The organism is Paraburkholderia domus (genome assembly GCF_905220705.1).
Taxonomy (GTDB): domain Bacteria; phylum Pseudomonadota; class Gammaproteobacteria; order Burkholderiales; family Burkholderiaceae; genus Paraburkholderia; species Paraburkholderia domus.
On the sequence record NZ_CAJNAT010000018.1, the window covers coordinates 22,924 to 47,547 of the forward strand.

The window sequence follows — 24,624 nt, forward strand, 5'->3', positions numbered from 1 at the left end:
CTTCGGTTGAACGCCAGATTTCAGGTGTGGCGTTGCCGATTTCGGTCTGGGGAACGAACGCATCGCTCACGGCTTAGTCTCACCTGTCAACGGTGAAATGTTCCGCCACAAATCAATCTGAATCAGGCCCAATGCGCTCGACTTTCACTAAATGGCTGTTCATCGTCTACCTTCTCGGTAGCGGCACGCTGTATTCAATCGCCATACTGCTCCTGTTTCCTTTCGTCGGCAGGACTGGACGATACTGGTTGGCAAAACAATGGTGTCGCGCACTGGTGGTGGTGATGCGCTGGCTGCCTGGCGTCTCATGTTCGATAGAAGGGCTTGAGCATATTCCTGAAGGGCCCGCGATACTGCTGTGCCGTCACGAATCGACGTGGGAGACACTCGCATTTCTGGCACTTTTTCCAAGGCGCATCAGCTTTGTTTTCAAGGAGGAGCTTCTGCGCATTCCTTTTTTTGGATGGGTGCTGCGTGGCCTCGACATGGTTAGCCTGAACCGTGGCTCCGCTCGACAGGCTCATCAGGCTGTGACGCAGGAAAGCGCTGAGAAGCTGGCGAAGGGAGATGTCGTTGTCATTTTCCCGGAGGGAACCCGGGTGCCACACGATGCCCCGTTGAGGATGACATCGGGAGGCGTTCGATTGGCTTGCGCAACTGGCGTGCCTGCTGTTCCGGTCGTTCTCAACGCGGGCAAAGTCTGGCCGGCGAAAGGCTGGCCCACCGGCCGTGGACAAATTCGTGTGGTTGTAGGCCCGGCATTCTCCCCTCGGGACCTCTCACAGCAGGAACTGAGTCGAGCGGTCCACGAGTGGATGAAAAAAGAACTGGCGCGGCTTTGACCGCCTTACATGCATGGGCCTGCGCCTTCCCACCCTCACTCCACCGTAACTGACTTCGCCAGGTTCCGCGGCTTGTCCACGTCCGTGCCTCGCGCACACGCCGTGTGATAAGCCAGCAACTGCAGCGGCACCACGTGCAGAATCGGCGACAGCAAGCCGTAGTGCTCCGGCATCCGGATCACATGCAGGCCTTCGTCATTCACGATCTTCGTATCCGCGTCCGCGAACACATAAAGCTGACCGCCCCGCGCGCGCACTTCCTGAATATTTGACTTCAGCTTCTCCAGCAGCGCGTCATTCGGCGCCACCGTCACCACCGGCATCGCTTCAGTCACGAGCGCCAGCGGCCCGTGCTTCAGCTCGCCGGCCGGATACGCTTCCGCATGGATATAGGAAATCTCCTTGAGCTTCAGTGCGCCCTCAAGCGCGATCGGGTAATGCAAGCCGCGCCCGAGGAACAACGCATGTTCCTTGCGCGAAAACTCTTCCGACCACGCAATGATCTGTGGTTCCAGCGCCAGCACGCTATTCAACGCCGCCGGCAAGTGGCGTAGCTGTTTCAGATACTCAGCTTCCTGCTGCGCGCTCACCTGTCCACGCAGCTTGCCAAGCGTTGCGGCTAGCACGAACAGCGCAACCAGCTGCGTCGTGAAGGCTTTCGTCGACGCCACGCCGATTTCGCGACCCGCATGGGTCAGGAACGACAGTTCCGTCTGGCGCACCATCGCGCTCGTGCCGACATTGCATACCGCCAGCGTATGTTTATGCCCCAGCGATTGAGCGTGCTTGAGCGCCGCCAGCGTATCGGCCGTTTCGCCCGACTGCGAGATCACCACCACCAGTGACTTCGGATTCGGCACCGAATCGCGATAGCGATACTCGCTGGCAATTTCCACCTGGGTTGGGATCTTCGCGACCGACTCGAGCCAGTACTTCGCGGTCAGTCCCGAGTAGTAGCTCGTGCCGCACGCCAGAATCAGCAGGTTGTCGATATCTGCGAACACCTTGTCGGCGCTCTCGCCGAATAGCGACGCGTCGAACGAATCGCCTTGCGGGATCGTGTCCGTAATCGCACGCGGCTGCTCGAAAATTTCCTTCTGCATGAAGTGGCGATACGGGCCGAGTTCGACCGCGCCGCCATACGCCGCGACCTGGCGCACTTCGCGCTGCGCTTCGTAACCGTCACGATCGGCGATACGCACGCCCTCGAGCGACAGTTCGCAGACGTCGCCTTCCTCGAGAAAGATGAACCGTTCGGTGCTGCCCGCAAGCGCTAGCGCATCCGAAGCGAGGAAGTTCTCGCCGTTGCCGAGTCCTACCACCAGCGGCGATCCTTGCCGTGCGCCGACCACCGTGTGCGGCTGGTCCTTATGCAGCACTGCGATCGCGTACGCGCCGTGCAGTTGCCCGACCGCTTCACGCACCGCGGCAAACAGATCGCCGCGATACAGGCTGTGAATCAGGTGTGCGATAACCTCTGTGTCGGTCTGCGAGACAAACGTATAACCCTTACCCCGCAGTATTTCACGCAACGATTCGTAGTTTTCGATGATGCCGTTGTGTACCAACGCGAGCGTATCTTTCGAGAAGATCGGGTGGGCGTTGTCGGTCACCGGCGCGCCGTGCGTCGCCCAGCGCGTATGCGCGATACCCGTGATGCCCTCAAGGTGACTCTCACGCACCTGCTCGTCCAGATCGGCCACGCGCGTGACGCTGCGAGCACGACGCGGCCCGCTGTCGCCAAGTACAGCCACGCCGCACGAATCGTAGCCGCGGTACTCGAGGCGACGCAGTCCTTCGATCAGGATGGGAACGATATTACGTTGCGCAACTGCGCCGACAATGCCACACATGGTTTATTCCTTTTCAGTGCCGGGTTTCAGGGAGCGCGCTCCGCACGCGCATCACGCCCATCAACTTTTCTTCTTGACCGGGCGGGCATAGCCCGTCTTGCTTGTTTGAGTCTTGTCGTTCAGGACCAGCATGTCCTCTTCGACATCCTTCCAGACTGTAGTGCCCGCCGCGATCGTCACGCCGCGCTTCACGCGCACTGGCGCAACGAATTGCGTATCCGAACCGACGAACACATCGTCTTCGATGATTGTGCGGAATTTGTTCACGCCGTCGTAGTTACAGGTGATGGTGCCCGCACCGATATTCACGCGCGCCCCGATATCCGCATCACCGATATACGAAAGATGGTTCGCCTTCGAGCCATGGCCGAGCACCGCGTTCTTCACCTCGACGAAGTTGCCGACATGCGACTCGTCGCGCAACGACGCGCCCGGGCGCAGCCGCGCATAAGGGCCCAGCACGACGTTCGCGCCGACTTCGGCGCCTTCGATATGCGTGAACGCGTCGACGCGCGTACCGGCGCCGATCGTTGCATTGCGGATCACGCAATTCGGCCCGACAGTAACGTTGTCGGCCAGCGTGACGCGGCCTTCGAACACGCAGTTCACGTCGATCGAAACGTCGCGGCCGCATTCGAGCGTGCCGCGCACGTCGAAGCGAGCGGGATCGGCAAGCGTCACGCCGGCCACCAGCAGCGCCTCGGCGACATTGTGCTGATGAATCCGTTCGAGTTCGGCAAGCTGTTGCTTGCTGTTCACGCCGAGCGTTTCCCACTCTTCGTCAGGCTGCGTGGTAACGACTTGGAGCCCGGCTTCGATCGCCATCTCGACCGCGTCGGTCAGGTAGAACTCGCCTTGTGCATTGTCGTTTTTCAATGCTGCGAGCCAGCCGCCGAGACGCTCGGTCGGCGCGACGATGATGCCCGTGTTGATTTCGGCGATCTTGAGCTGCTCGGGCGTCGCGTCTTTCTGTTCGACGATGCGCGACACCTTGCCGTGCTGATCGCGCACGATGCGGCCATAGCCGCTGGGGTCGTCGAGCGTGACGGTGAGCACGCCGTAGCCGCCTCGGCCCGCGCGGTCGGTCAGCGCCTGCAGCGTGCTGGCGCGCGTGAGCGGGACATCGCCGTACAGCACCAGCGTGGGTTCGGACGGATCGAGCAGCGGCAGCGCCTGCTGCACTGCGTGGCCCGTGCCGAGCTGCTGCTCCTGCGCGGCGAACTGGACGTCCGGTGCCGCTACGGCTTGACGCACGGCTTCGGCGCCATGACCGACCACCACGACCAGACGTGTGGGCTTGAGCGCGCGTGCAGTGTCGATGACATGAGCGAGGAGCGGCCGGCCGGCCAGGGGGTGGAGCACCTTGGGAAGCGCGGACCGCATGCGCTTACCGGTGCCTGCCGCCAAAATCACGATGTTCATGGCGTCCGCAATCAGACAAGTTTGGAGCCGCCGATTCTATCATGCAGCCCATCACGACAAAGGCCGCTCGCGCGGCCTTGTCACCCAGCTGAATCACCCGGAAACCCTTGATTTCCCGGCACTTCGCGGCTTGATCAAAGATCGTCGAACTGGACGATCGAAATCGGCTTCGATCCATTGAGCGGCGCGCCGTCGCCGACATCGGTCGAACACGGCTCTTCGTCGAAGGCGATATCGCCTTGCGGATCGGCCTCGCCGCTTGCACGCAGGCCGCCGAACGGGAACAGCTTGTGATCCATCAGGTGCGACGGCACGATGTTCGACAATGCATTGAACATGTTCTCGATACGGCCCGGGAAGCGCTTCTCCCAATCGCGGATCAGCGCCTTCATTTCTGCACGTTTCAGGTTCGGCTGGCTGCCGCACAGGTTGCACGGAATGATCGGGAATTCGCGCAGCTCCGCGTACTTTTCCAGATCAGTTTCCTTCACGTAAGCGAGCGGACGAATCACGATATTCTTGCCGTCGTCCGATTGCAGCTTGGGCGGCATGCCCTTCAGCTTGCCGCCGTAGAACATGTTCAGCAGCAACGTTTGCAGGATGTCGTCGCGATGGTGGCCGAGCGCTATCTTGGTCGCACCGAGTTCGCCCGCCACGCGATACAGAATGCCGCGACGCAAGCGCGAGCACAGCGAACAGGTGGTCTTGCCCTCCGGTACCAGCCGCTTGACGATGCTGTACGTATCCTGGTTCTCGATATGAAACGGAATGTCGAGTTGCTTGAGGTACTCGGGCAGCACATGCTCCGGAAAGCCCGGCTGCTTCTGGTCTAGATTCACCGCGACGATGTCGAAGTTGATCGGCGCGCGTTCGCGCAACCGCATCAGGATTTCGAGCATCGCGTAGCTGTCCTTGCCGCCCGACAGGCACACCATCACCTTGTCGCCTTCCTCGATCATGTTGAAGTCGCCGATTGCCTCGCCGACCTGGCGCGCAAGCCGCTTGAACAGCTTGTTGTTCTCGTAGGCTTCTTTCTGCTCGCGGCGCGTGAGCGGCGCTTTGACCGCCGAGGCGTGCGCAGCTTGCGCAGTCCCAGGGGCCACGGTGTCGTTCAGGATTTCCTGAGCATTCATGGCTCAATCCTCTTTGATACGGAAGACTTCGACGCCTACTGCGTCGCAGTCGGGATAAACGTCCGGCTTTTCGGTCGACACGCACACGGCACGCACCTGCGGATGATCGAGCAGTGCCTTGACCAGGTCGTCGCAGAGGGTTTCCTGCAGGTGAATATGACCTTGTTCGACGCGGCGCGCGATGGTCGAGCGCATGAAGTCGTAATCGACGACTTCGTTCAACTTGTCCTGAACCGGCGTGGACAGCGCGAGCGGCACAAACAGTTCGACGTTGATCACGACGCGCTGTTCGCCACGCTTTTCGAAGTCGTGCACGCCGATGTTGATGTGCACTTCGTAATTGCGCAGAAAGAGCCGGCGGCAATCGGCGAGCCGGGGATGCGAAAGAGCGGCAAACATGTTCGTTCCAGTCGAAAAAAGAGCGCGGAGCACTCAGGTGGGCGCTTCAACGCGCGGGCAGCCGCCGGTTGACCCGGCAACAGACACGCACGCGCTTCAGGCGCCCGTCAAAAACATTACGTCGCGCGGCAGCGGCACAAGGTGCTGCCCGCCGTCGACCACCAGCGTCGTTCCGGTGACACCCGCTGCATCGGCGAGATACAGCGCTGCGGCGACAATATCCTCCGGCCGCGACGCGCGGCCCAAAGGCGTAGCACGGTGAGCTTCTTCAAAACCGGCCGGCGTTTGATCTGCGGATTGCATCGTCAGACCGGGGGCGAGCCCGACCACGCGCACTTTCGGCGCCAACGCCTGTGCCAGAGCAACCGTCGCCGTCTGCAACGCTGCTTTCGACAGCGTATAGGACAGGTAGTCCGGGTTCATGTTGTACAGCTTCTGGTCCAGCACATTGATGACCACGCCGCGCTGGCTTTCATCGGTGCGAGCGGCCTCCGGCGTGGCCTCGAACAGCATACGCGCCAATACCACCGGCGCGCCGAGATTCATCGCGGTCAGCTTCAGCAGAAGGTCGTAACCGACGTTCTGCGCCGTATCTTCTTCGAAGCGCGACGCGTTGTTGACGATACACGCCGGGCGCCCCAGCGCGGCCATACAGGCAGGTATGAGCTGCTTGACCTGAGCTTCGTCGCCTAATTCCGCGTGTAAAGCCACCGCACGGCGGCCCAAGGCGGCAATTTCCGCGACCACCTCGTCAGCTTCCTCCCGCGAAGCGCCGTAATGGACCGCTACGTCCCAGCCACGCGCGGCGAAGCCGAGCGCGAGCGAGCGCCCGATGCGGCGGGCGGCGCCGGTAATCAGCACGATGCGCGGCGTTTCAGGTGCGCGGGCGGCGGCGGTGTCCAGAGAGGCGGTCATTTACAATGCGGGGATGAATCCGAAAGCTCACCAACCCGATAGTTTACCTGCTCCCGGCCCGAGCGCGCTTGAGCAGTCAGAAGCGCTGGTCGCGCAGATCCGCTCGGAGCTCGAAGCCGCCGGTGGCTGGCTGCCATTCGACCGCTATATGGAGCGCGCGCTTTACGCGCCGGGACTCGGCTATTACAGCGGCGGCGCCCGCAAATTCGGCCTGCGCGGCGACGACGGCAGCGACTTCGTGACGGCGCCGGAAATGTCACCCCTATTCGCGGCGACGCTGGCGCGCCCGCTCGCCGAGGCCTTGCAGGCAAGCGGCACGCGCGACGTGATGGAATTTGGCGCCGGCACAGGCAAACTCGCCGCCGGTTTGCTGAACGCGCTCGACGCTCTGGGCGTCGAATTCGACAGCTACTCGATCGTGGATTTGTCGGGTGAACTGCGCGAGCGTCAGCGCGAAACGATCGAAACCACCGCGCCGGCGCTGGCCGCGAAGGTGCGCTGGCTGGACGCGTTGCCGGAAAAGTTCGAAGGTGTGGTGATCGGCAATGAGGTGCTGGACGCGATGCCCGTGCGGCTCTTCGCCTTTATTGGCGGCGCCTGGCACGAGCGCGGCGTGGTATGGCGGGATGAGGCTTTTGCGTTTGACGACCGTCCGGTATCGGCGGCTGCGGACATTGCGTTTCTGGCTGAGATTGAAACGACCGGCGACGACTACGTCACCGAGACGCACGACGCCGCCCGGGCGTTCACGCGGACCATTTGCGCGATGCTCACGCGTGGCGCGGCGTTCTTTATCGACTATGGTTTTCCGCGCCACGAGTACTACCATGAGCAGCGTGCGCAGGGCACGTTGATGTGCCATTACCGGCACCGGGCGCATGGCGATCCGTTTGTTTATCCGGGCTTGCAGGACATTACTGCGCACGTGGAATTTACCGGCATTGCCGAAGCCGGAGTCGACGCTGGCGCGGATTTATTGGGGTTCACTTCGCAGGCGCGGTTCCTGTTGAATGCGGGGATTACTGAGGCTTTATCGACGCTCGATCCAACGGACACGGCGAGGTTTTTGCCTGCGGCGAACGCGGTGCAGAAGTTGTTGTCCGAGGCGGAGATGGGCGAGTTGTTCAAGGTGATTGCGTTTTCGCGCGGGCTGGATGACACGCTGCAGGCGTTTTCCAGCGGTGACCGGTCACATACGTTGTGATTTTTTGCCTTAGGGATTTGTGATGATCCGCTGGCTGTTGACTACGTTTGTTGCGGTGGCGGTGTTGTCGGCCTGCTGGCCGTGGCTCAGGAAGATTGGGATTGGGCGGATGCCTGGTGATGTGACGTTGCGCCTCTTCGGGCGTGAGTATCCGTTTCCATTTATGTCGACGTTGGTGCTTTCTATTGTTTTGTCGCTGCTTGCCAGGGTTTTGTAAGTGAGGGTTTTTGACTGTTCGGCGTTTGTTGTCTGTATGCCTGGGGCGTTGGCCTTTCCTTGTTTTGTTAGTGGTCTATTAGCGTTGCCCCTGTGCGGGGCGGGCACTTACTTCTCTTTGCCGGCCGCAAAGAGAAGTAAGCAAGAGAAAGCGGCTTAAACCGCTAGTTCTTAAGCGGGTCCCTTGGCTTGGAGCGGGGAGTGGTGCATCTGGAATCTGTGCCCTCGTACATTCCGCCCTGGTGACAAGGCCGTCATACTTCCGGCGACGCTGCGCGCGCCGAAGGGTACTTCTCAAAACCGTCGGCTTGTTTTCGCGCGCGGGCTTCGCTCGACGCCTCGCCGAGGCGAAGCCGATGGCCCCCCGCGTCCAACCAAAGCCCCTGGTTTCCCTGGCAGGCCCATCCGCGACGCACGTCGTGCGGAGTGGGCGCTGATGACTCCTTTGTCACTGACGCTGAATGTGCGAGAGCACGGATTCCAGATGCACCACTACCGCGGCTGCGCGGCAGACCCACTTAAGAATTAGCGGTTTAAGCCGCTTTCTCTTGCTTACTTCTCTTTGCGGCCGGCAAAGAGAAGTAAGTGCCCGCCCCGCACAGGGGCGACACTAATAGACCAATAAGAAATCAAGGAAAGGCCAACACCATGGGCACACAGACAATACGCGCCGCGAAAGCAAAAAACCAAACCTTTATACAAGAGCCACTTCAACAGCGCGAACGCGCTCCAGATGCACCGCATCCTTAATCCCACCAGGCGAGTCAGCGAGCCGCCCAGCCACAGCGCCAGCATCCACGCCTCGCGCAGCGACCAGCGCAATCCGTAAACGCTCAGCCTGCGGATACGCCCGCATCTCAAACCCAAGCCGCCCACGCGCATCCGCCTCGCAAGCCTGCAAGGCTTCAGCAAACCGCGCCGGTTTCCGAATCGCATCGCTACGCTCGAGCAGCCTCACCAACGCGGCCGCGCCCATCTCCATCACACGATGAATATTCCCGTGCTCCCGCGCGACCAGCAGCGCCAGATCGCGGCATTCATTCGGCACCCGCAGCCGTTCGCATAAAGGTTTCAGCAAATCGACGCTGCGCCCCTCATGCCCGATATGCCGCGGCAACACGTCGTCCGGCGTCGTCGCTTTGCCCAGGTCGTGCGTGAGCGCCGCGAACCGAACCGGCAACGCGTAGCCCTGCTGCGCAGCATGGTCGATCACCATCATCACATGCACGCCCGTATCCACCTCCGGGTGATAATCAGCCCGCTGCGGCACGCCGAACAACGCATCGATCTCCGGCAGAATCCGCGCCAACGCGCCGCACTCCCGCAGCACCTCGAACATCCGGGACGGCTTCTTCTCCATCAACCCGCGCGACACTTCCTGCCACACGCGCTCGGCCACCAACGCATCCACCTCGCCGTCGGCCACCATCTTGCGCATCAGCGCCATCGTCTCCGGTGCAACGGTGAAATCGACAAAGCGTGCCGCGAACCGCGCAATCCGCAAAATTCGCACGGGGTCTTCGAGAAACGCATCGCTGACGTGGCGAAAGAGCCGCGCCTGCAAATCGCCCCGGCCGTTGAACGGGTCGATCACCGGGCCGGTCAGTTCGCCGTCCGGGCGCATCTCGCGCGCCATCGCATTGATCGTCAAGTCGCGGCGAGCGAGATCTTCTTCGAGCGTGACGTCCGGTGCGTAGAAGAACTGGAAGCCGTGATAACCCGCAGCCGTCTTGCGCTCGGTGCGTGCGAGCGCGTATTCCTCGTGCGTTTGCGGATGCAGAAACACCGGAAAATCCTTGCCCACCGGACGATAGCCCTGCGCCACCATCTGCTCGGGTGTCGCGCCAACCACCACGTAATCGCGGTCCTGCACGGGCACGCCCAATAGCTCGTCGCGAATCGCGCCGCCAACCGCGTAGATATTCATGGACATACGTCTTGATAGGGAATCGCGTGCGTTTCGCGCAGTGCATCGTCGACCCATGCCCTCACTGCCGGCAATGCCGTGACGCGACGCGCGTAAGCCGCGGCGGCTTCAGAAAGCGCCGGTTGCCACGTGTTGAAGCGCATCACGACCGGCGCGTACATCGCGTCGGCAATGCTGAACTCGCCGAACAGGAAAGGGCCACCGTAGGTATCGAGACACCTGCTCCAGATCGACTCGATGCGCGTAATGTCGGCCAGCGCGCCCGGCGTGGCGTTCTTGCCCGGAAACGACGCGCGAATGTTCATCCACATGTTCGAGCGCAAGTCGCCGAAGCCCGAATGCATCTCGGCGCTCACACTGCGCGCGTGGCTGCGCGCCGCCGGGTCGCGCGGCCACAGCGCATGCTGCGGGAAGCGCTCAGCCAGCGTCTCGGCGATCGCCAGCGAATCCCAGGTAGCCGATCCGTCTTCGCCGATCAAACACGGCAGCTTGCCCGGACCCGTCGGCGCGTAAGCCAGAATCGCTGACTTCGTGCCGGGTTCATTCAGATGAATCAACACTTCTTCAAACGGAAGGCCGAAATGCTTGACCAGCAGCCACGGACGCATCGACCATGACGAATAGTTTTTGTCACCGATAAGCAGCTTCATGTTTCGTCTATAAGAGAGGAGATAAAAAAGTTCAGCGCCCCGCGCTGGCGCGAAACGTGTCGAAGCGCGAACGCGTCGAGGCGCCGGTTAGATACACGGGAGCAATCGTTTCGATGCTGGCGGGTTCGATGTCGAGTTCAGGCGCAAGCGGTCCGCTCAACACATTGTCGACTTTCATCGAGTCGAGATTGTCGCGCGAGATCACCGGTTCGCCGGGTGCCATTTCAAACGTCAACGCCTGCAAACGCGCCAACGCTTCCGGCAGGCGAATGATGCGCGCATGCCTGCCAATCACATCGCCACAATATTTGACGAGGTCTTCCAGCGTATAGACGGTCGGGCCGCCCAGTTCGTAGGTATGGCCGCTGGCCGCATCGAGATCGAGCACGTTGCAGATCGCTTTCGCCACGTCGTCAACGTACACCGGCTGGAACTTCGCATCCGGCATGGCAAGCGGAATCACCGGGAAGACGCGCTGCAGGAACGCGAACTTGTTGAGAAGCTGGTCTTCGGGACCGAACACCACCGACGGCCGGAAAATCGTCCACGCCACATTCGCCGCGTGCACGGCCTTTTCGCCGTCACCCTTCGAGCGCGAATACATGCTCGGCCCGTTCGAGTCAGCGCCGAGCGCGCTGATATGAATCAGCCGATGCACGCCCTTGCCTTCGCAAGCCGCAACGATTTTCGTGGGTAATTCGACGTGCACGCGTGCGAATTCCGGGCCATAGGGCGTGCCACGTTTGCCATGCAGGGTGGCAACGAGGTTGATGACGCAATCGGCGCCTTCGACGAAACGCGCCAGCTGCACCGGATCGAACACGTCGGCTTCGATCACGTCGATGGGGAGCAGGGTGAGATGGCGGGCGTTGTAGCGCCGCCTGGTGGCGATGCGCACGTCTTTGCCCATTTCGACGAGGGCGTTGACGAGATGGCTGCCGATAAAACCGGAGCCGCCGATGATCGCAATGGCTTTATGTCGCATTTCTCGACTCCCTGGAGGAAGCCGCGGCAACGGCTGGCGTGGCGCACCGCCGCATCAGATTGACGCGGCGGCGGCACGGCGCTTACGGTGCGATATAACCTAGGCGCGCCTTCAGCGATTGCGGACGGCCTTCGAACAATGCCGCGTAGTAGACCGTGTTGGACAACACATTCTTAACGTAGTCGCGCGTTTCCTGGAACGGAATCGCCTCAGCGAAAATTGCGCCTTCAACCGGACGCTGCAGCGATTGCCGCCAGTTGCGCGGACGGCCTGGGCCTGCGTTGTAGCCCGCGGTGGCCAAGACGGCGGAACCGTCGAATTGATTGTAGATCATCGACAGATAGTTCGTACCGAGCAGGATGTTGGTGTTGATGTCGTTCATCTGCTCGCGCGAAATCGGACCGAGGCCGATCTTCTTTGCCACCAGTTGCGCGGTGCCCGGCATCAGCTGCATCAAACCGCTCGCGCCGACTTCCGAGCGCGCATTCATGATGAAACGCGACTCCTGGCGGATCAGCCCGTACGCCCATTCCACATCCAACCCATTCGACTGCGCATCGCGCTCGACGATATCCTTGAACGGCGACAGGTAGCGCAGCGAGAAATCGTGCTCACTCTTCGTGCGGTCCGCCGTATTGACGGTGCGGTCGTACAGTTGGATACGGCGCGCGTACTCAGCAGCAGCGATCAGTTGCCGATCGCTCATGTTGCGCAGCGGCCAGTTCCATTCGCGATTGCCTTCGAGCCGCAAATTCAGCGCATAGAACCGCTGCGCCAGATCGAAGCCCGGCGTGTTGCCGGCTTGCTGGATTTCGGCGTCGGTCACTGTCGTTTTCGGCGGCACGGTGATCTTCTGACCGAGCTCTTCCGAAGCCAGCTGGCCGTAGAAGTTGAAGCCCTGCGAGATCGACCCGAATTCCTGGTTGGCCGTGGCCGTGTCGCCGGCTTGCTTGAGCGCACGGGCGTGCCAGTACACCCACGACGGCTGATTGCGCAGCGCCGCCGGCATCTGTTCGATCGACCAGCGCACCATCGTCCAATCGCCCGCCAGCAGCGCGGTGCGAGTGCGCCATTCGTACGCCGGGGTCGACAGGGGCGCATTCACCGAGAGCCGGTACCAGTCGACTGCGCTCGGCATCTGTTTGGTCGCGGCCTGATAGGCAATCGTGCCCCAGCCGATTGCACGCTCGGGCGAGCTCAGCGACGGCGCCACCGAGGCGAACGTGGCCGCGGCCATGGCCGGGTCGTTGCGCGCCATGCGCGTGATTGCGAGCAACGCGAGTTGGTGCGACTGCGTATCCGGACCGACGCCGCGCGCCAGCAGCAACGGTGGCGTACTCGTGGCCTGGCCGAACAGCACCGGATCGGGCGGCTGGTTGCTGAGCGCGTCGACGAGCTTGCTGCCGGTGTTGGTGTAGTTCTGCTCGTACGCGAGGCGGATCTGTTGCCACACGTCGTCGGAACTGAACTGCTGACTCACCGCCAGCGAGGTAATCAGATCGACGCAGCCGTCGCCGTACCACTTCGGATCGACCAGCAGGGCACGCGCCGCGTCGGCGACGTTTTCGCCACGCGCGGCACGCGATTCGAGCGAGTAGCACTTCACCTGCGTATCGTCGTCCAGCACGAAACGCACGTATTGCTGATCGAAGTTGCGCCAGTCGTGACGCGCGCCGAGCACCGTGAGATAGTCGTTGCGCATGCGGTCGGCGATGGCCTGGCCGTCGTACTTCTGCAGAAACGCCAGCACCGGCGCATCCGGCGCGTCGATGCGCGCATGGCCGCTGGAATCGAACAGCTGCGGCTTGATCTGGAAGTACTCCAGATACGAAGGCGCCGGATAGTTCGGGATCATGCTCGCCAGTTGCGCTGCACGCGCCGCGTCATTATTGCGGGCGGCTTCGCGCAGCTGGACGAAGATCTGGTCGTCGTTCGTGAGTTGCGAAAGGGGAACGGGCTTGACGGCGGAGGCCGTGCTGCACGCGACGAGTGCCGCAGCGGCAAGCGCCAGACCGGCCGCGCGATATACTCGATAGAGGCGTTTTGACATCGTTGTTTCTGGAGCGCGAATTGGACCCAAGCATAGCATGCAACCCGGTCGCAGAATCGAAAAAGGCGCTGCGTCGAATGCTATTGGAAGCAAGGCTACAAGCGGCTTCCGAGCCGGCGCACAACGCCGCGCTCAGCCGTCGCATTCTCGACGCGTTGAAGCACTATGGCGTGAGCAGCGTGGGGTTCTATTGGCCTCTGTCGGGCGAGTTCGACGCGCGCGCCGCGATCGCGATCTGGCTCGCGGCAAATGCGCAACGCGAGGCGAGCTTACCGATCGTCAAGGAACGTGGCGCGCCACTCGAATTTCACGCATGGACGCCGGATACGCCGATGAAGATCGGCCATCACAAGATCGCCGAGCCCACTTCGGGGCGCGTGGTGGTTCCCGATCTGCTGTTCGTGCCGTGCGTGGGCTTCGACGCCGGCGGCTTCCGGCTCGGCTACGGCGGCGGCTACTACGACCGCACGCTGGCCGCGTGGCCGGCGTCGAAGAAGCCAGTCACGGTCGGCATCGCCTATGAAGTGTGCCGCACGGACGCGTTGCAGCGCGAAGCTCACGACATCCCGCTCGATCTGATCGTGACAGAAGCCGGCCTCTACCCACATCCGGCGGATTAAGCGTTCGAAGAGCGCCGTGCGAGGCGCCTCCTTCATCCGTTGCCGAGGCCGAGCCGAGTCATAAAGACGCCGCCGCCCGCGCGGCCGTGTCGTACAGTCCGGACGCGTTGCGCATCAGTTGCGCCGCCTCGCCGATCTGCTCGTTGGTCAGGCCACTTTCCTTCAGCGTCGAAATCAGACAGCTCTCGCGCACCTCGCGGTATTTCAGACAGAGCTCACGGCCGGCATCGGTCGCCGAGAAGAACACTTCCTTGCCGGTCTTTTCGCTTTTTACATACCCTCTAGCTACGAGCTTCTTCAACGCGTAAGTGGCGACGTGGGTGTCTTCGATGTTCAGCACGAAGCAGATGTCTGCCAGCTTCTTGCGCCGCTCGCGATGGCTGACGTGGTGCAGCAACGAGACTTCGATCGCGGTCATGTCCTTTTCGCCGGCGGCTGACATGCAGCGCACCATCCACCGGTTGAACGCATTGCTCGCCATGATGAGTGCGTACTCCAGCTCGGACAGCTCCGCGCTTGTGTCAGACACGAGATGTTCCGAGGAGACAATCTTGGTGGGGTGGCGCGACATGGTGACGTTTCTCGAGAAGCAGGATGGAAAGGTGTCGGGAGTGTACGACGAGCAGCCCATTCCCGGGAGCCTGGCGAAAACGCTTATTGATAATTTGTTGATATTTTATTGATAATGTACGCTTCAAGCATCACGTACCTTATGTCGATAAATAACCATAGGGTCCGATATGCTCGACATTTCCGACTCGACCTGGGCCATTAAGCGATGAGCCAACCACGAATCTTTCTGCTCGGCGACGCCGCGCTAGTCTGCGAAGCGCCGCCGCCTGCCACGCTGGACTGCCAGCGGCGCGTATGGGCCGCCGCCGAGGCCGCGCGCGACTGGCCGCATGTGCTGGAGGTTGTGCCGGGCATGAACAATCTGACGCTCGTATTCGATCCGCTCGAAGCCGACCGCGAAGCGCTCGTGAACCAATTGCAAGCAGCCTGGGACGCGGTAAGCGACGTGCCCGCACCCGGCCGTGAAGTCGAAATTCCGGTGCAGTACGGCGGCGAGTTCGGTCCCGATCTGCAAGCGGTCGCCAATCACACCGGCCTGGGCGTGCGCGAGGTCGTGCAACGCCATGCGCAAGGCGAGTACGTGGTGTTCTTCCTCGGCTTCCAGCCGGGCTTCGCCTATATGGGCGGGCTCGAAGAAGCGCTGCACACGCCGCGCCGTTCGTCGCCGCGGCTGGAAGTGCCGGCCGGTTCGGTCGGCATCGGCGGTGAACAGACCGGAATTTATCCGGCGACCTCCCCCGGCGGCTGGCAGTTGATCGGCCGCACCGAACTGCCGCTGTTCGATCCGGCCCGCCGTCCGCCCACGCTCTTGCAACCGGGCGACCGGGTGCGCTTCACCGTCGCGGGGATACACGCATGATCGATGTGATTCGCGCGGGTCTCCTGACCACGATCCAGGATCTCGGCCGCCACGGCTACCGGCACCTCGGCGTCGCGATGGGTGGCGCGCTCGACCGTTTGTCGCTCGAAGTCGGCAACCGGCTGGTCGGCAACCGGCCCGATGCGGCCGGCCTGGAAATTACCTTCGGCCCGACCGTGCTGCGCTTTCTGCGTGCCACACGCGTGGCCATCACCGGCACCGAATTCGGCGCGACGCTCGACGGCAAACCGGTCTATTCATGGTGGAGCCTGCCCGTGCAGGCCGGCCAGGAGCTGGTTCTGCAAGCCGCCAAACGCGGCATGCGCGGCTATGTCTGCGTCGCGGGTGGTATCGACGTTTTGCCGATGCTCGGCTCGCGCAGCACGGATATCGCCGGACATTTCGGCGGACTCGGCGGCCGGCCGCTGCGCGACGGCGATCGTCTGCCGGTCGGCGCGCCGCCACCACGCGGCCACCTCGGCTTTACCCCCGATGCGCCGGAATTCGGCGTGAAGGCGCCCGCCTGGTGCAAGTTCGTGCTGGTCCACGAACCGCTGCGGCGCGGCCGGCATCCGTCCGGCGTGCCGTGGGCTGTGCCGATCCGCGTGCTGCAAGGCCCCGAGTACGACAGTTTCACCGAGGAAGCGCACGAATCGTTCTGGTCCGATGAATGGCTGGTCACACCGAACAGCAACCGAATGGGCTACCGCCTCGCCGGCGCGGAACTGAAGCGCACCCAGAAACGCGATCTGCTCTCGCACGCGGTGTTGCCCGGCACGATTCAGGTCCCACCGAACGGCCAGCCGATCGTACTGATGAGCGATGCACAGACCACCGGCGGCTACCCGAAGATCGGCGCCGTGATCCAGGCCGATCTGTGGAAGCTCGCGCAGGTTCGCCTGAACGCCTCCATCCGCTTCATCCCGACGACACCTTACGAGGCGCGCCAGGCTTTACTGGAAGAACGCACCTATTTGCGGCAGATCGACGCCGCGATTGCCATGCACGAAGAGCGCTGCGCGCGCCAACTCGCGGCGGTCGCAGCGTTGTAACACTAAGCAGAGGAACACCATGGAAATCGATTTGAACGCCGATCTCGGCGAAGGCTGCGGCTCCGACGAGGCGCTGCTCGACCTCGTCAGCTCGGCCAACATCGCGTGCGGCTGGCACGCGGGCGGCGCCAACGCCATGCGCGATTGCGTGCGCTGGGCAGTGCAAAAAGGTGTGTCGATCGGCGCGCATCCAAGCTTTAACGATCCCGAGAATTTCGGCCGCAAGGAAATGGATCTGCCGGCCAACGACATTTACGCGGGCGTGCTGTATCAACTCGGCGCACTGTCGGCGATCGCTCAGGCCGAGGGCGGTCGCATCGCGCACGTCAAACCGCACGGCGCGCTGTACAACCAGGCCGCGCGCGACGCAAAGATCGCCGACGCGATCGTGTCTGCCGTTCACGATTTCGACCCGTCGGTGGCGGTGTTCGCGCTCGCCAACAGCGGACTCGTGGCGGCCGCACGCCAAGCCGGCCTGACTGCCGTCGAAGAAGTCTTCGCCGACCGTGGCTACCGGGCCGACGGGTCGCTCGTACCGCGCAAGGAGCCCGGCGCGCTGCTCGACGACGAAGAGGTGGTGCTGGCGCGCACGCTCGCGATGGTGCGCGAGCGCCGCGTGCAAGCCGTGGACGGACAATGGGTGCCGCTCAACGCCCAGACCATTTGCCTGCATGGCGACGGCCCGCATGCGCTGGCGTTCGCGCGGCGCATCCGCAGCGCGCTACAGGACGCCGGTATTGAAGTCCACGCGGCCGGCGCCGCGAGCGTCTGATCCACGCGTCGGCTTACACGAGCCAGACAGCGCGATTCAACCTCTTGCCAGGCCCTGAACGCCCCGCCCTCAGCGGGGCGTTTGCCAGGTGCAGGACTCATTGCAGTGCCCGCAGTCAATCAGCAGATAAGCAGTAGATGCAGGTGCAGGTGCAGTCGAAGCAATGCGGCCATCAAGAGCCGTAGCAGCAAGACGGCGCGGGGTCTCCCTCCCGGCCGCCGGCCCACGTGAGCCGCCACAAGCGGCGAGGTTGAAACCCTGTTTGGAGATCCAGATGCAGACAACAGTCAGTCTATGGCCGCTCATTGGCGTGGCCGTCATCATCGTCGGCTTTTTATTGCGGTTCAATCCGATGCTGATCGTGGCGGTTGCCGCGATTGTCACCGGACTGGCCGCGCACTTCCCGCCTGAAAAGATTCTCGCTGAGATCGGCACCGGCTTCATCAAGACCCGCAATATCCCGCTAATCATCCTGCTGCCACTCGCCGTGATCGGCCTGCTCGAACGGCACGGCCTGCGCGAGCGAGCGCAAGCGTGGATCGGCAGCATCAAGGCCGCGACCGCCGGACGTCTGCTGATCGTCTATCTGTTGGTGCGCGAGCTGACCGCCGCTGTCGGTCTTACAGGTCTCGGCGGCCATCCGCAAATGGTGCGTCCGCTGATCGCGCCGATGGCCGAAGGCGCCACTGAAACCCGCTTCGGCAAAATCAGCGACGCTGTGCGTTTCAAATTGCGCGCGTTCTCCGCGGCGACCGACAACGTCGGCCTGTTCTTCGGCGAAGACATCTTCGTCGCCTTCGGCGCAATCGTGCTGATGACGACCTTCCTGAAGGAAGCGGGCATCGTCGTCGAACCAATCCACGTCGCTGTCTGGGGCATTCCGACCGCGATCTGCGCGTTCATCATCCACGGCTTTCGCCTGTATCTGCTCGACCGCACGCTAGAGCGCGAATTGCGCGGCAATGCAGCCGCTGGTTCGCCGGCCCAGCCTGCCGCGGGAGACAAAGCATGACGTTCACGATTACCTATCTCTTCTGGCTGCTCGGCGTCGTGCTGCTCGTTATCGGCGGCATGATCGTCGCCGACAAGGAACATCCGCGCCGTTTCACCGCCGGCGGTTTCTGGATTCTCTATGCGCTGATCTTCCTGATCGGCGACAAGCTGCCGCCCTCGGTGGTCGGCGTGCTGGTGATCGTGATGGCACTGATTGCGGGCTTTGGCGGCGTCACTGCGGCCAAGCCCAAAGTACTGTCGCTCGAAGCCCGCAAAGCTAGCGCCGCGCGTCTGGGCAACAAGCTGTTCGTGCCCGCGCTGACGATCCCGGTCGTCACCGTGATCATCACCTTGTCTGCCAGCCATCTGATCTTTGGCGGCACGCCGCTGATCGAAAAGGCCAACGTCACGTTGATCGGCTTCGGGATCGGCTGCGTGATCGCGTTAGCGATTGCCTGCGTGCTGACGCGTGACACCGTCGGCCAATCGGTGAAGGAGGCGCGCCGCCTGGTCGATGCATTGTCATGGGCCGCGGTGCTGCCGCAGATGCTCGGCATGCTCGGCCTCGTATTCTCGGACGCCGGCGTCGGCAAGGCCGTCGCTCACGTGACCACGGCCTATATCAGCCTCGACTACCGATTCATCGCGGTCGCTGTGTACTGCATCGGCATGGCGCTGTTCACGATGGTGATGGGCAACGGCTTCGCCGCGTTTCCGGTGATGACGGGCGGCGTCGGCGTGCCGATCCTGGTCGGCGTGTTCCATGGCAATCCGGCTGTAATGGTCGCGATCGGCATGTTCAGCGGCTACTGCGGCACACTCATGACACCGATGGCCGCTAACTTCAACATGGTGCCGGCGGCATTGCTGGAGTTGCCGGATAAGAACGCCGTGATCAAGGTGCAAGTGCCCACCGCGCTCACCTTGCTCGTGGTGAATATCTTCCTGTTGAATTTCTTGATGTTCTTGTAGGACCTTTGGCAAGGCCGCGCGGCAGATGCCGACATCGTGTAGAAATTTCGCGCGGGTCGGTGCAGTTGTACAAGCCCGTGGCAAATGGACGCCACCGAATTCGGAGGCGTCCGATCGTCAGGAAAGGGGCCGGAACATAAGCTGACGGATGGTCTCCCCCATCCACATACACTGGCGACGCGTGCAACGCGCGCCGCCAGTGCTTTCCAGCAGGTCTCCCATGCAACATCAACCCCACCCTGACACCGCGCGCGCCGACGCGCCGCCCACCCCCTACCTCACCTCGCTGATCGACGCAGCGCTCGAAGCGCACCAGGCCGGCCGGCTCGATGCCGCTGAGCCCTTCTACCGCGAAGCCCTCGCCCTCGACCCCGCGTATGCAAAAGCGTTGCACTACTTCGGCGTGCTGCAACATCAGCGCGGCGACCACGTCTTCGCCGCCGAGTTGATGAGCGAAGCGCTCAAACTCGATCGCACCGACGCCACCTGTTGGAGCAATCGCGGCCTTGTGGCTGCCGCGCTCGGCCATCCCAACGAAGCGATGATTTGCTACGACCAGGCCTTGCAGTTGCAGCCGGATTTCGCCGACGCACGCAACAATTTCGGGGTCGCACTGCAAGCGCAAGGTGCGTTTGACGAAGCGGTCGGGCAGTATCAGCTGGCGTTGGCAGTGAATCCGTCGCTGGTCGATGCGCATCTGAACCTCGGCACGGCGTTGAACAAGCTGGGCCGCTACGATGAAGCGCTGGTCTGCTATCAACACGCGTTGGCGCTCGACCCGCACTCGGCGGAAGCACATTTCAATGCTGGCAATGCGTACAACGCGCGAGGCGAGCACGCCGCGGCCATCGCCAGTTTCGAACGGGCACTGGCACTGCGCGGCGATTACGCCGAGGCGCACATCAACCTGGGCAGCCTGATCGGCAAGCTCGGCGACTATGTCGGCGCTGAATCACAGTATCGGCGTGCGGTCGCACTCAAGCCGAACCCCACGAACCTGGTCTGCCTCGGGGGATCGCTCGGCGCGCAAGGTCGGTTGGACGAAGAGGAAGGGTTTTACCGGCATGCGTTGGCACTCGATCCCCACTATGCGGACGCGCACCAGAATCTCGCGTGGCTCCTGCTCAAACGCGGCGACTACAGGCACGGCTGGGCGGAGTTTGCGCAACGCTGGCGCAAGAGCGACTACGAGGCGATCGCCATCGCGGACGTCGCCGAATGGCGCGGCGAACCGCTCGACGGACGCCGTCTGTTGCTAGTCGGCGAACAGGGCTTCGGCGATCACTTCCAGTTCCTACGCTATGCGCGCGTGCTTGAGCAACTCGGCGCCACGGTCGACATCTGCGTGCGCGAGCCGCTGTTGCCTTTAGTCGAACGCATACCCGGCGTGCACCGCGCGTTCAGCGGCAAGCCCGATGGCCAGTACGACTTCTGGGTGCCGATGATGAGTGTGCCGTCGTGCGTCGGCACGGAGCTGTCGACCATCCCGGCTGAAGTGCCGTACATGTTCGCCGACAAAGCGAAGATCGAGGCGTGGCGCAAACGGACGGACGTTGCCGGCAAATCGACGCGTAAAGTGGGTTTGGTTTGGGCCGGCAGCCCGACGTTCGGCAACGACTGCTACCGGTCAATGGCGCTGGCCGACCTGAGCGCGCTCAGCGAAATCGGGAATGTCGCCTGGTATGCACTGCAGAAAGGCCCGGCGCACGCGCAGTTGGCTAACGCGCCGGAAGCTTTCCGCGCCCACGATTTCACCGCCGACCTGAATAGCTTCGACGACACCGCGGCACTCATCATGAATCTCGATCTGGTGATCGCCGTGGACACTGGCGTGGCGCACCTGGCGGCCGCACTGGGCAAGCCGGTGTGGGTGCTGCTGCCGGCCAACTCCGACTGGCGTTGGCTCGAAAACCGCAGCGATTCACCGTGGTATCCGGCGATGAAATTGTTCCGGCAGACGCTGCTGGGCGATTGGGCGCCGGTGGTTGCAGAAGTTTCCAAAGCGCTGCAGGACCAATAAGCTCACCCCGCATCCACCACGAACCCGTGCTGCCGCAACAGCTGCAGCACGCCTTTGCGGCCCCCAAGGTGCAACGCGCCGATCGCCACGAACACCGGCTTGTTCGGTGCGGCGATCAACAGCATCCGTGACACGAAGCGCCGGTTGCGCTCGTACACGATCTTGTTGTCGATCTGATCAGAGATGCGTTTGTCGCGCGCCAGTGTTTCTGACTTCGCGGCCTGCCATGCGGCGATCGCGTCAGCATCGCCCACTCTCCACAGCCGGTGCAAAGTCCGCACATCGTCGACGTTTTCCGCAGGCGTCTGCACCAGATCCTGCGCGAGCATTTCACGCTGCTGCGCGAGCGACAAACCGGTGAACGCACGCATCTGCTGCGACAACGTTTCCAGCCCGACGATCTTGCCCCGCGTCCTGATATAGACGTTCTGCAATTGCGCTTCCGTGCCGTATTCGGTCTGCAGACCGGCACTCAGCGAGTCGTAGGTTTCCACCACCAGTGAAGCGAGCCACGGCCGCATCTTCTTGATTTCATCCAGTGCGGCGGGATTGCCGCGCAAGCGATAGGCGAGCTTGCGCCACAAAGGATCGGGCAACAGGCCCGGTAGACAGTCGCGCCGACAGACACCGTACCTGGACACGTCGTCTTGCGAGACCAGGAGTTCATCGGGTGAGAGTTCGAGCGCTAGCGTTGGCGATGCGGCCAGCGCACCGAGAATCGGCGCGCGGAACGGTTGCTTGGGCGGATAGTCGGCGGGGTCGCCGACGTGCAAGGTGCCGAGCACGTAGATGGTCGTGGTGCCGCGCGTCGCGACATAGAACGGCATGCGCGCCGGCTGCGTTTGCACCGGACCGCTCGCTGTGGTGCCCGGCGCGGCGGGCGGCGGATTGAAGCCCGGCAAGGTGGCGCGTGGCGGCGCCGGCAGATTGGGCACCGGCATCGCCGGGTGCCCCGCCTGTGACGGCGCATTGGCGGCCGCCCCCGCGGCATGCGCGACGCCGACCGGCCCCGCGCTCAGGTGAAAAACAGAACAAACGCCGAAGAGCGCGGCACCGGTTCGTGCACGCGCTGCCCAGCGCCGCGCGAAAGCAGCATTGCGGCCGCCATCACGCAAGCGGCGCGTAAAACGACGCGCCGCCACTCCATCAGGCATCCACGTCCCCCACCTCCTCGGCGCGGTGACACGACACCTGACGGCCATCCACTTCACGCAACTTCGGTTCTTCGCTGCGGCAGCGGTCGATCGCGTACGGGCAGCGCTGATGGAACGTGCAGCCCGACGGCGGATGCAGCGGCGACGGCATTTCGCCTTGCAGCTTGATCTTGATGGTGCGGTCCGCTTCGAAGATCGAAGGCGTGGCCGACATCAATGCACGCGTGTACGGATGACGCGGATTCGAGAAAATCCGCTTCTTGTCGCCGAGTTCCGCCACGCCGCCGAAGTACATCACCATCACATCGTCGGCGATATGCTCCACCACTGACAGGTTGTGCGAGATGAACACGTAGCTGGTCTTGAACTGCTCCTGCAGATCCATGAACAGATTGAGAATCTGCGCCTGGATCGACACGTCGAGCGCGGACACCGGTTCATCGGCGACCACGATCTGCGGATCGAGGATCATCGCGCGCGCAATCGCCACGCGCTGCCGCTGGCCGCCCGAGAACATATGCGGATAGCGTTTTGCGTGCTCCGGACGCAGGCCGACCGTGCGCATCATCTGCGCGATCCGTTCGGCGCGTTCGGTCGTGCTCAGTTGCGTGTTGATCGCGAGCGGCTCGCCGAGCGTCTGCTCGACGGTCTTGCGCGGATTCAGCGAGGCAAACGGATTCTGAAACACCATCTGCACGCGCCGCCGCAATGCCGCGATCTTTGCATGATCGGCGCCGGCGACATCTTCGCCATCGATCAGCAAGCGACCCGCGCTGGGCGCTTCGATCATCGTCAGCTGGCGTGCGAGCGTCGATTTGCCACAGCCCGATTCGCCGACCACGGCAAGAGTCTTGCCGCGTTCGAGCGCGAACGACACGCCGTTCAACGCCTTGACGGTGCCCTGACTGAACATGCCGCGCTTGACCGTGTAGTAACGCGCAAGCTTGTCGGCAACCAGCACGTGATCGCCCGCATGGTCCGACTGGCGCCGCGGTTCGAGTACTGCGTTCATCGTGCGCCTCCATGGGTGTGAACGTTGGCGTCGCCGCTCAGGTTCAAGGGTTTGATACAGCGCACACGCGCGACCTCAGCGTGACCTTGCAGCGGCGCCAGTGCGGGCCGCGCCTTCATGCAGTCGTCGACCACGTACTTGCAGCGCGGCGCGAAGAGACATCCTTTGGGCCGGTCGTCGCGCCCCGGCACCATGCCTGGCAGCGCAGCGAGCCGTACCGCGCCGACATTGTGCTCCGGGATCGCCGCCAGCAACGCTTCCGTGTACGGATGATGCGGCGCGGCGAAGATATCCGGCACGCGGTTGGTTTCGATCACTTCGCCAGCGTACATGACCGCGACGCGCTGCGCGACCTCGGACACCACCGCCAGATCGTGCGAAATCAGCACGAGCGCCATGCCGCGTTCCTTCTGCAGCTTGATCAGCAGCTCCATGATCTGCGCCTGGATCGTGACGTCGAGCGCGGTGGTGGGTTCGTCGGCGATCAGCAGCTTCGGATTGCAGGCGATCGCCATCGCGATCATCACGCGCTGGTTCATGCCGCCGGACATCTGGTGCGGGAACGAACCAATACGGCCTTTCGGATCGGGAATGCCGACCTGATCGAGCAGCTCCAGCGCGCGCTTGTCCAGCGCACTGCCTCGCAAGCCTTCGTGCAGCTTCAGCACTTCCTTGATCTGATAGCCGACGGTGTAGCTCGGATTCAGACTGGTAAGCGCGTCCTGGAACACCATCGCGATGTCTTTGCCGATGATCTTGCGGCGTTCCTTCGCCGATGCTTTCAGCAGGTTCTTGCCGTTGAAGGTGACTTCGTCGGCGGTCACTTTGCCTGGCGCATCGATCAGGCCCATCAGCGCCATCATCGTCACGCTCTTGCCCGAGCCCGATTCGCCGACCACGCCGACCACTTCGCCCTGCGCGACATCGAGATTGATCCGATCGACAGCGGGCAGGCCGTTGAAATCCACCGCGAGATTGCGGATGGTCAATAGATTACTCAT

General features: G+C 62.7%; 23 protein-coding genes. 10 read left to right on the top strand and 13 right to left on the bottom strand.

The genetic code is table 11. The features are described 5' to 3' along the window. The first annotated feature begins 131 nt into the window (after positions 1 to 131). Positions 132 to 842 (top strand): lysophospholipid acyltransferase family protein, encoded by a 711-nt coding sequence (locus KHO31_RS25545; protein ID WP_201071207.1) that lies wholly within the window; start codon positions 132 to 134, stop codon positions 840 to 842. A 35-nt stretch (positions 843 to 877) separates the two neighbouring features. On the opposite strand, the gene glmS is transcribed toward KHO31_RS25545, so the two are convergent. The 5 genes from glmS to KHO31_RS25570 form a co-directional block, all read right to left on the bottom strand. Next, the gene (glmS, locus tag KHO31_RS25550) at positions 878 to 2,695 is read right to left on the bottom strand and encodes a glutamine--fructose-6-phosphate transaminase (isomerizing) (RefSeq protein WP_201071209.1); all 1,818 of its coding nucleotides are present in this window, start codon (positions 2,693 to 2,695) and stop codon (positions 878 to 880) included. A 60-nt stretch (positions 2,696 to 2,755) separates the two neighbouring features. Further along, positions 2,756 to 4,117, bottom strand: coding sequence for a bifunctional UDP-N-acetylglucosamine diphosphorylase/glucosamine-1-phosphate N-acetyltransferase GlmU (glmU, locus tag KHO31_RS25555; protein WP_201107667.1), 1,362 nt, complete (start codon positions 4,115 to 4,117; stop codon positions 2,756 to 2,758). A 134-nt stretch (positions 4,118 to 4,251) separates the two neighbouring features. Next, positions 4,252 to 5,250 carry a tRNA 2-thiocytidine(32) synthetase TtcA gene (ttcA, locus tag KHO31_RS25560; protein WP_201071214.1) on the bottom strand — a complete coding sequence of 333 codons (999 nt, stop codon included), beginning with the start codon at positions 5,248 to 5,250 and terminating at the stop codon, positions 4,252 to 4,254. A gap of 3 nt (positions 5,251 to 5,253) precedes the next feature. Further along, entirely contained in the window at positions 5,254 to 5,649 is a 396-nt protein-coding gene (locus KHO31_RS25565) for a dihydroneopterin aldolase (RefSeq protein ID WP_063497570.1), read from the bottom strand. 96 nt (positions 5,650 to 5,745) lie between these two features. Then, positions 5,746 to 6,564 (bottom strand): SDR family oxidoreductase, encoded by an 819-nt coding sequence (locus KHO31_RS25570; protein ID WP_201071217.1) that lies wholly within the window; start codon positions 6,562 to 6,564, stop codon positions 5,746 to 5,748. Positions 6,565 to 6,577: 13 nt separating this feature from the next. On the opposite strand from KHO31_RS25570, the gene KHO31_RS25575 reads away from it, so the two are divergent. Together KHO31_RS25575 and KHO31_RS25580 are read left to right on the top strand one after the other, a co-directional pair. After that, entirely contained in the window at positions 6,578 to 7,768 is a 1,191-nt protein-coding gene (locus tag KHO31_RS25575; protein ID WP_201071219.1) for a class I SAM-dependent methyltransferase, read from the top strand. Positions 7,769 to 7,790: 22 nt separating this feature from the next. Further along, positions 7,791 to 7,985, top strand: a complete 195-nt coding sequence (locus KHO31_RS25580) for a DUF2905 domain-containing protein (protein WP_201071222.1) — start codon at positions 7,791 to 7,793, stop codon at positions 7,983 to 7,985. A gap of 693 nt (positions 7,986 to 8,678) precedes the next feature. Here KHO31_RS25580 and KHO31_RS25585 read toward each other — a convergent pair. The 4 genes from KHO31_RS25585 to KHO31_RS25600 form a co-directional block, all read right to left on the bottom strand. Then, on the bottom strand, positions 8,679 to 9,911 hold the full coding sequence (locus KHO31_RS25585; RefSeq protein ID WP_201071225.1) for a multifunctional CCA addition/repair protein: 1,233 nt from the start codon (positions 9,909 to 9,911) through the stop codon (positions 8,679 to 8,681). Beyond that, positions 9,908 to 10,561 (bottom strand): glutathione S-transferase family protein, encoded by a 654-nt coding sequence (locus KHO31_RS25590; protein ID WP_201071228.1) that lies wholly within the window; start codon positions 10,559 to 10,561, stop codon positions 9,908 to 9,910. Before KHO31_RS25590 ends, KHO31_RS25585 begins: the two co-directional genes overlap by 4 nt. Positions 10,562 to 10,592: 31 nt before the next feature. Continuing rightward, positions 10,593 to 11,546 (bottom strand): complex I NDUFA9 subunit family protein, encoded by a 954-nt coding sequence (locus KHO31_RS25595; protein WP_201071231.1) that lies wholly within the window; start codon positions 11,544 to 11,546, stop codon positions 10,593 to 10,595. A gap of 82 nt (positions 11,547 to 11,628) precedes the next feature. After that, the gene (locus tag KHO31_RS25600; protein ID WP_201107666.1) at positions 11,629 to 13,596 is read right to left on the bottom strand and encodes a lytic transglycosylase domain-containing protein; all 1,968 of its coding nucleotides are present in this window, start codon (positions 13,594 to 13,596) and stop codon (positions 11,629 to 11,631) included. Positions 13,597 to 13,673: 77 nt separating this feature from the next. Here KHO31_RS25600 and KHO31_RS25605 point away from each other — a divergent pair, with 77 nt between their 5' ends. Continuing rightward, positions 13,674 to 14,216, top strand: a complete 543-nt coding sequence (locus KHO31_RS25605) for a 5-formyltetrahydrofolate cyclo-ligase (protein WP_236061251.1) — start codon at positions 13,674 to 13,676, stop codon at positions 14,214 to 14,216. Positions 14,217 to 14,274: 58 nt separating this feature from the next. On the opposite strand, the gene KHO31_RS25610 is transcribed toward KHO31_RS25605, so the two are convergent. Further along, entirely contained in the window at positions 14,275 to 14,787 is a 513-nt protein-coding gene (locus KHO31_RS25610; protein WP_201107678.1) for a winged helix DNA-binding protein, read from the bottom strand. 207 nt (positions 14,788 to 14,994) lie between these two features. Here KHO31_RS25610 and pxpB point away from each other — a divergent pair, with 207 nt between their 5' ends. From pxpB to KHO31_RS25640, 6 genes are all read left to right on the top strand, one after another. Then, positions 14,995 to 15,648, top strand: coding sequence for a 5-oxoprolinase subunit PxpB (pxpB, locus tag KHO31_RS25615; RefSeq protein WP_201071235.1), 654 nt, complete (start codon positions 14,995 to 14,997; stop codon positions 15,646 to 15,648). Next, positions 15,645 to 16,700: a 5-oxoprolinase subunit C family protein gene (locus tag KHO31_RS25620; protein WP_201071237.1), complete on the top strand. Its 1,056-nt coding sequence runs from the start codon at positions 15,645 to 15,647 to the stop codon at positions 16,698 to 16,700. Before pxpB ends, KHO31_RS25620 begins: the two co-directional genes overlap by 4 nt. Before the next feature lie 19 nt (positions 16,701 to 16,719). Then, positions 16,720 to 17,472 carry a 5-oxoprolinase subunit PxpA gene (gene pxpA, locus KHO31_RS25625; protein WP_201071239.1) on the top strand — a complete coding sequence of 251 codons (753 nt, stop codon included), beginning with the start codon at positions 16,720 to 16,722 and terminating at the stop codon, positions 17,470 to 17,472. A 274-nt stretch (positions 17,473 to 17,746) separates the two neighbouring features. Beyond that, on the top strand, positions 17,747 to 18,484 hold the full coding sequence (locus KHO31_RS25630; RefSeq protein WP_201071242.1) for a DUF969 domain-containing protein: 738 nt from the start codon (positions 17,747 to 17,749) through the stop codon (positions 18,482 to 18,484). Then, positions 18,481 to 19,437, top strand: coding sequence for a DUF979 domain-containing protein (locus KHO31_RS25635; RefSeq protein ID WP_211624380.1), 957 nt, complete (start codon positions 18,481 to 18,483; stop codon positions 19,435 to 19,437). The genes KHO31_RS25630 and KHO31_RS25635 overlap by 4 nt, the downstream gene beginning before the upstream one ends. Positions 19,438 to 19,657: 220 nt before the next feature. After that, entirely contained in the window at positions 19,658 to 21,457 is a 1,800-nt protein-coding gene (locus KHO31_RS25640; protein ID WP_211624382.1) for a tetratricopeptide repeat protein, read from the top strand. Positions 21,458 to 21,459: 2 nt separating this feature from the next. Here KHO31_RS25640 and KHO31_RS25645 read toward each other — a convergent pair whose 3' ends face one another. From KHO31_RS25645 to KHO31_RS25655, 3 genes are read right to left on the bottom strand one after another with little or no spacing between them, the layout of a single operon-like run. After that, positions 21,460 to 22,611, bottom strand: a complete 1,152-nt coding sequence (locus tag KHO31_RS25645) for a TraB/GumN family protein (protein WP_211624384.1) — start codon at positions 22,609 to 22,611, stop codon at positions 21,460 to 21,462. Then, entirely contained in the window at positions 22,604 to 23,623 is a 1,020-nt protein-coding gene (locus KHO31_RS25650) for a peptide ABC transporter ATP-binding protein (RefSeq protein WP_201071250.1), read from the bottom strand. The genes KHO31_RS25645 and KHO31_RS25650 overlap by 8 nt, the downstream gene beginning before the upstream one ends. Then, on the bottom strand, positions 23,620 to 24,624 hold the full coding sequence (locus KHO31_RS25655) for an ABC transporter ATP-binding protein (protein WP_211624386.1): 1,005 nt from the start codon (positions 24,622 to 24,624) through the stop codon (positions 23,620 to 23,622). Before KHO31_RS25655 ends, KHO31_RS25650 begins: the two co-directional genes overlap by 4 nt.

What these genes read in the sequence shown, in the direction of transcription:
- KHO31_RS25650 (WP_201071250.1), bottom strand. Translation starts at nt 23,623, where the DNA reads ATGAACGCAGTACTCGAACCGCGGCGCCAGTCGGACCATGCGGGCGAT.
- KHO31_RS25585 (WP_201071225.1), bottom strand. Translation starts at nt 9,911, where the DNA reads ATGAATATCTACGCGGTTGGCGGCGCGATTCGCGACGAGCTATTGGGC.
- KHO31_RS25600 (WP_201107666.1), bottom strand. Translation starts at nt 13,596, where the DNA reads ATGTCAAAACGCCTCTATCGAGTATATCGCGCGGCCGGTCTGGCGCTT.
- KHO31_RS25655 (WP_211624386.1), bottom strand. Translation starts at nt 24,624, where the DNA reads ATGAGTAATCTATTGACCATCCGCAATCTCGCGGTGGATTTCAACGGC.
- KHO31_RS25590 (WP_201071228.1), bottom strand. Translation starts at nt 10,561, where the DNA reads ATGAAGCTGCTTATCGGTGACAAAAACTATTCGTCATGGTCGATGCGT.
- KHO31_RS25645 (WP_211624384.1), bottom strand. Translation starts at nt 22,611, where the DNA reads ATGCCTGATGGAGTGGCGGCGCGTCGTTTTACGCGCCGCTTGCGTGAT.
- KHO31_RS25545 (WP_201071207.1), top strand. Translation starts at nt 132, where the DNA reads ATGCGCTCGACTTTCACTAAATGGCTGTTCATCGTCTACCTTCTCGGT.
- ttcA (WP_201071214.1), bottom strand. Translation starts at nt 5,250, where the DNA reads ATGAATGCTCAGGAAATCCTGAACGACACCGTGGCCCCTGGGACTGCG.
- KHO31_RS25640 (WP_211624382.1), top strand. Translation starts at nt 19,658, where the DNA reads ATGCAACATCAACCCCACCCTGACACCGCGCGCGCCGACGCGCCGCCC.
- KHO31_RS25630 (WP_201071242.1), top strand. Translation starts at nt 17,747, where the DNA reads ATGCAGACAACAGTCAGTCTATGGCCGCTCATTGGCGTGGCCGTCATC.
- KHO31_RS25620 (WP_201071237.1), top strand. Translation starts at nt 15,645, where the DNA reads ATGATCGATGTGATTCGCGCGGGTCTCCTGACCACGATCCAGGATCTC.
- KHO31_RS25610 (WP_201107678.1), bottom strand. Translation starts at nt 14,787, where the DNA reads ATGTCGCGCCACCCCACCAAGATTGTCTCCTCGGAACATCTCGTGTCT.
- KHO31_RS25575 (WP_201071219.1), top strand. Translation starts at nt 6,578, where the DNA reads ATGAATCCGAAAGCTCACCAACCCGATAGTTTACCTGCTCCCGGCCCG.
- KHO31_RS25605 (WP_236061251.1), top strand. Translation starts at nt 13,674, where the DNA reads ATGCTATTGGAAGCAAGGCTACAAGCGGCTTCCGAGCCGGCGCACAAC.
- KHO31_RS25570 (WP_201071217.1), bottom strand. Translation starts at nt 6,564, where the DNA reads ATGACCGCCTCTCTGGACACCGCCGCCGCCCGCGCACCTGAAACGCCG.
- KHO31_RS25580 (WP_201071222.1), top strand. Translation starts at nt 7,791, where the DNA reads ATGATCCGCTGGCTGTTGACTACGTTTGTTGCGGTGGCGGTGTTGTCG.
- glmU (WP_201107667.1), bottom strand. Translation starts at nt 4,117, where the DNA reads ATGAACATCGTGATTTTGGCGGCAGGCACCGGTAAGCGCATGCGGTCC.
- glmS (WP_201071209.1), bottom strand. Translation starts at nt 2,695, where the DNA reads ATGTGTGGCATTGTCGGCGCAGTTGCGCAACGTAATATCGTTCCCATC.
- KHO31_RS25635 (WP_211624380.1), top strand. Translation starts at nt 18,481, where the DNA reads ATGACGTTCACGATTACCTATCTCTTCTGGCTGCTCGGCGTCGTGCTG.
- KHO31_RS25595 (WP_201071231.1), bottom strand. Translation starts at nt 11,546, where the DNA reads ATGCGACATAAAGCCATTGCGATCATCGGCGGCTCCGGTTTTATCGGC.
- pxpA (WP_201071239.1), top strand. Translation starts at nt 16,720, where the DNA reads ATGGAAATCGATTTGAACGCCGATCTCGGCGAAGGCTGCGGCTCCGAC.
- KHO31_RS25565 (WP_063497570.1), bottom strand. Translation starts at nt 5,649, where the DNA reads ATGTTTGCCGCTCTTTCGCATCCCCGGCTCGCCGATTGCCGCCGGCTC.
- pxpB (WP_201071235.1), top strand. Translation starts at nt 14,995, where the DNA reads ATGAGCCAACCACGAATCTTTCTGCTCGGCGACGCCGCGCTAGTCTGC.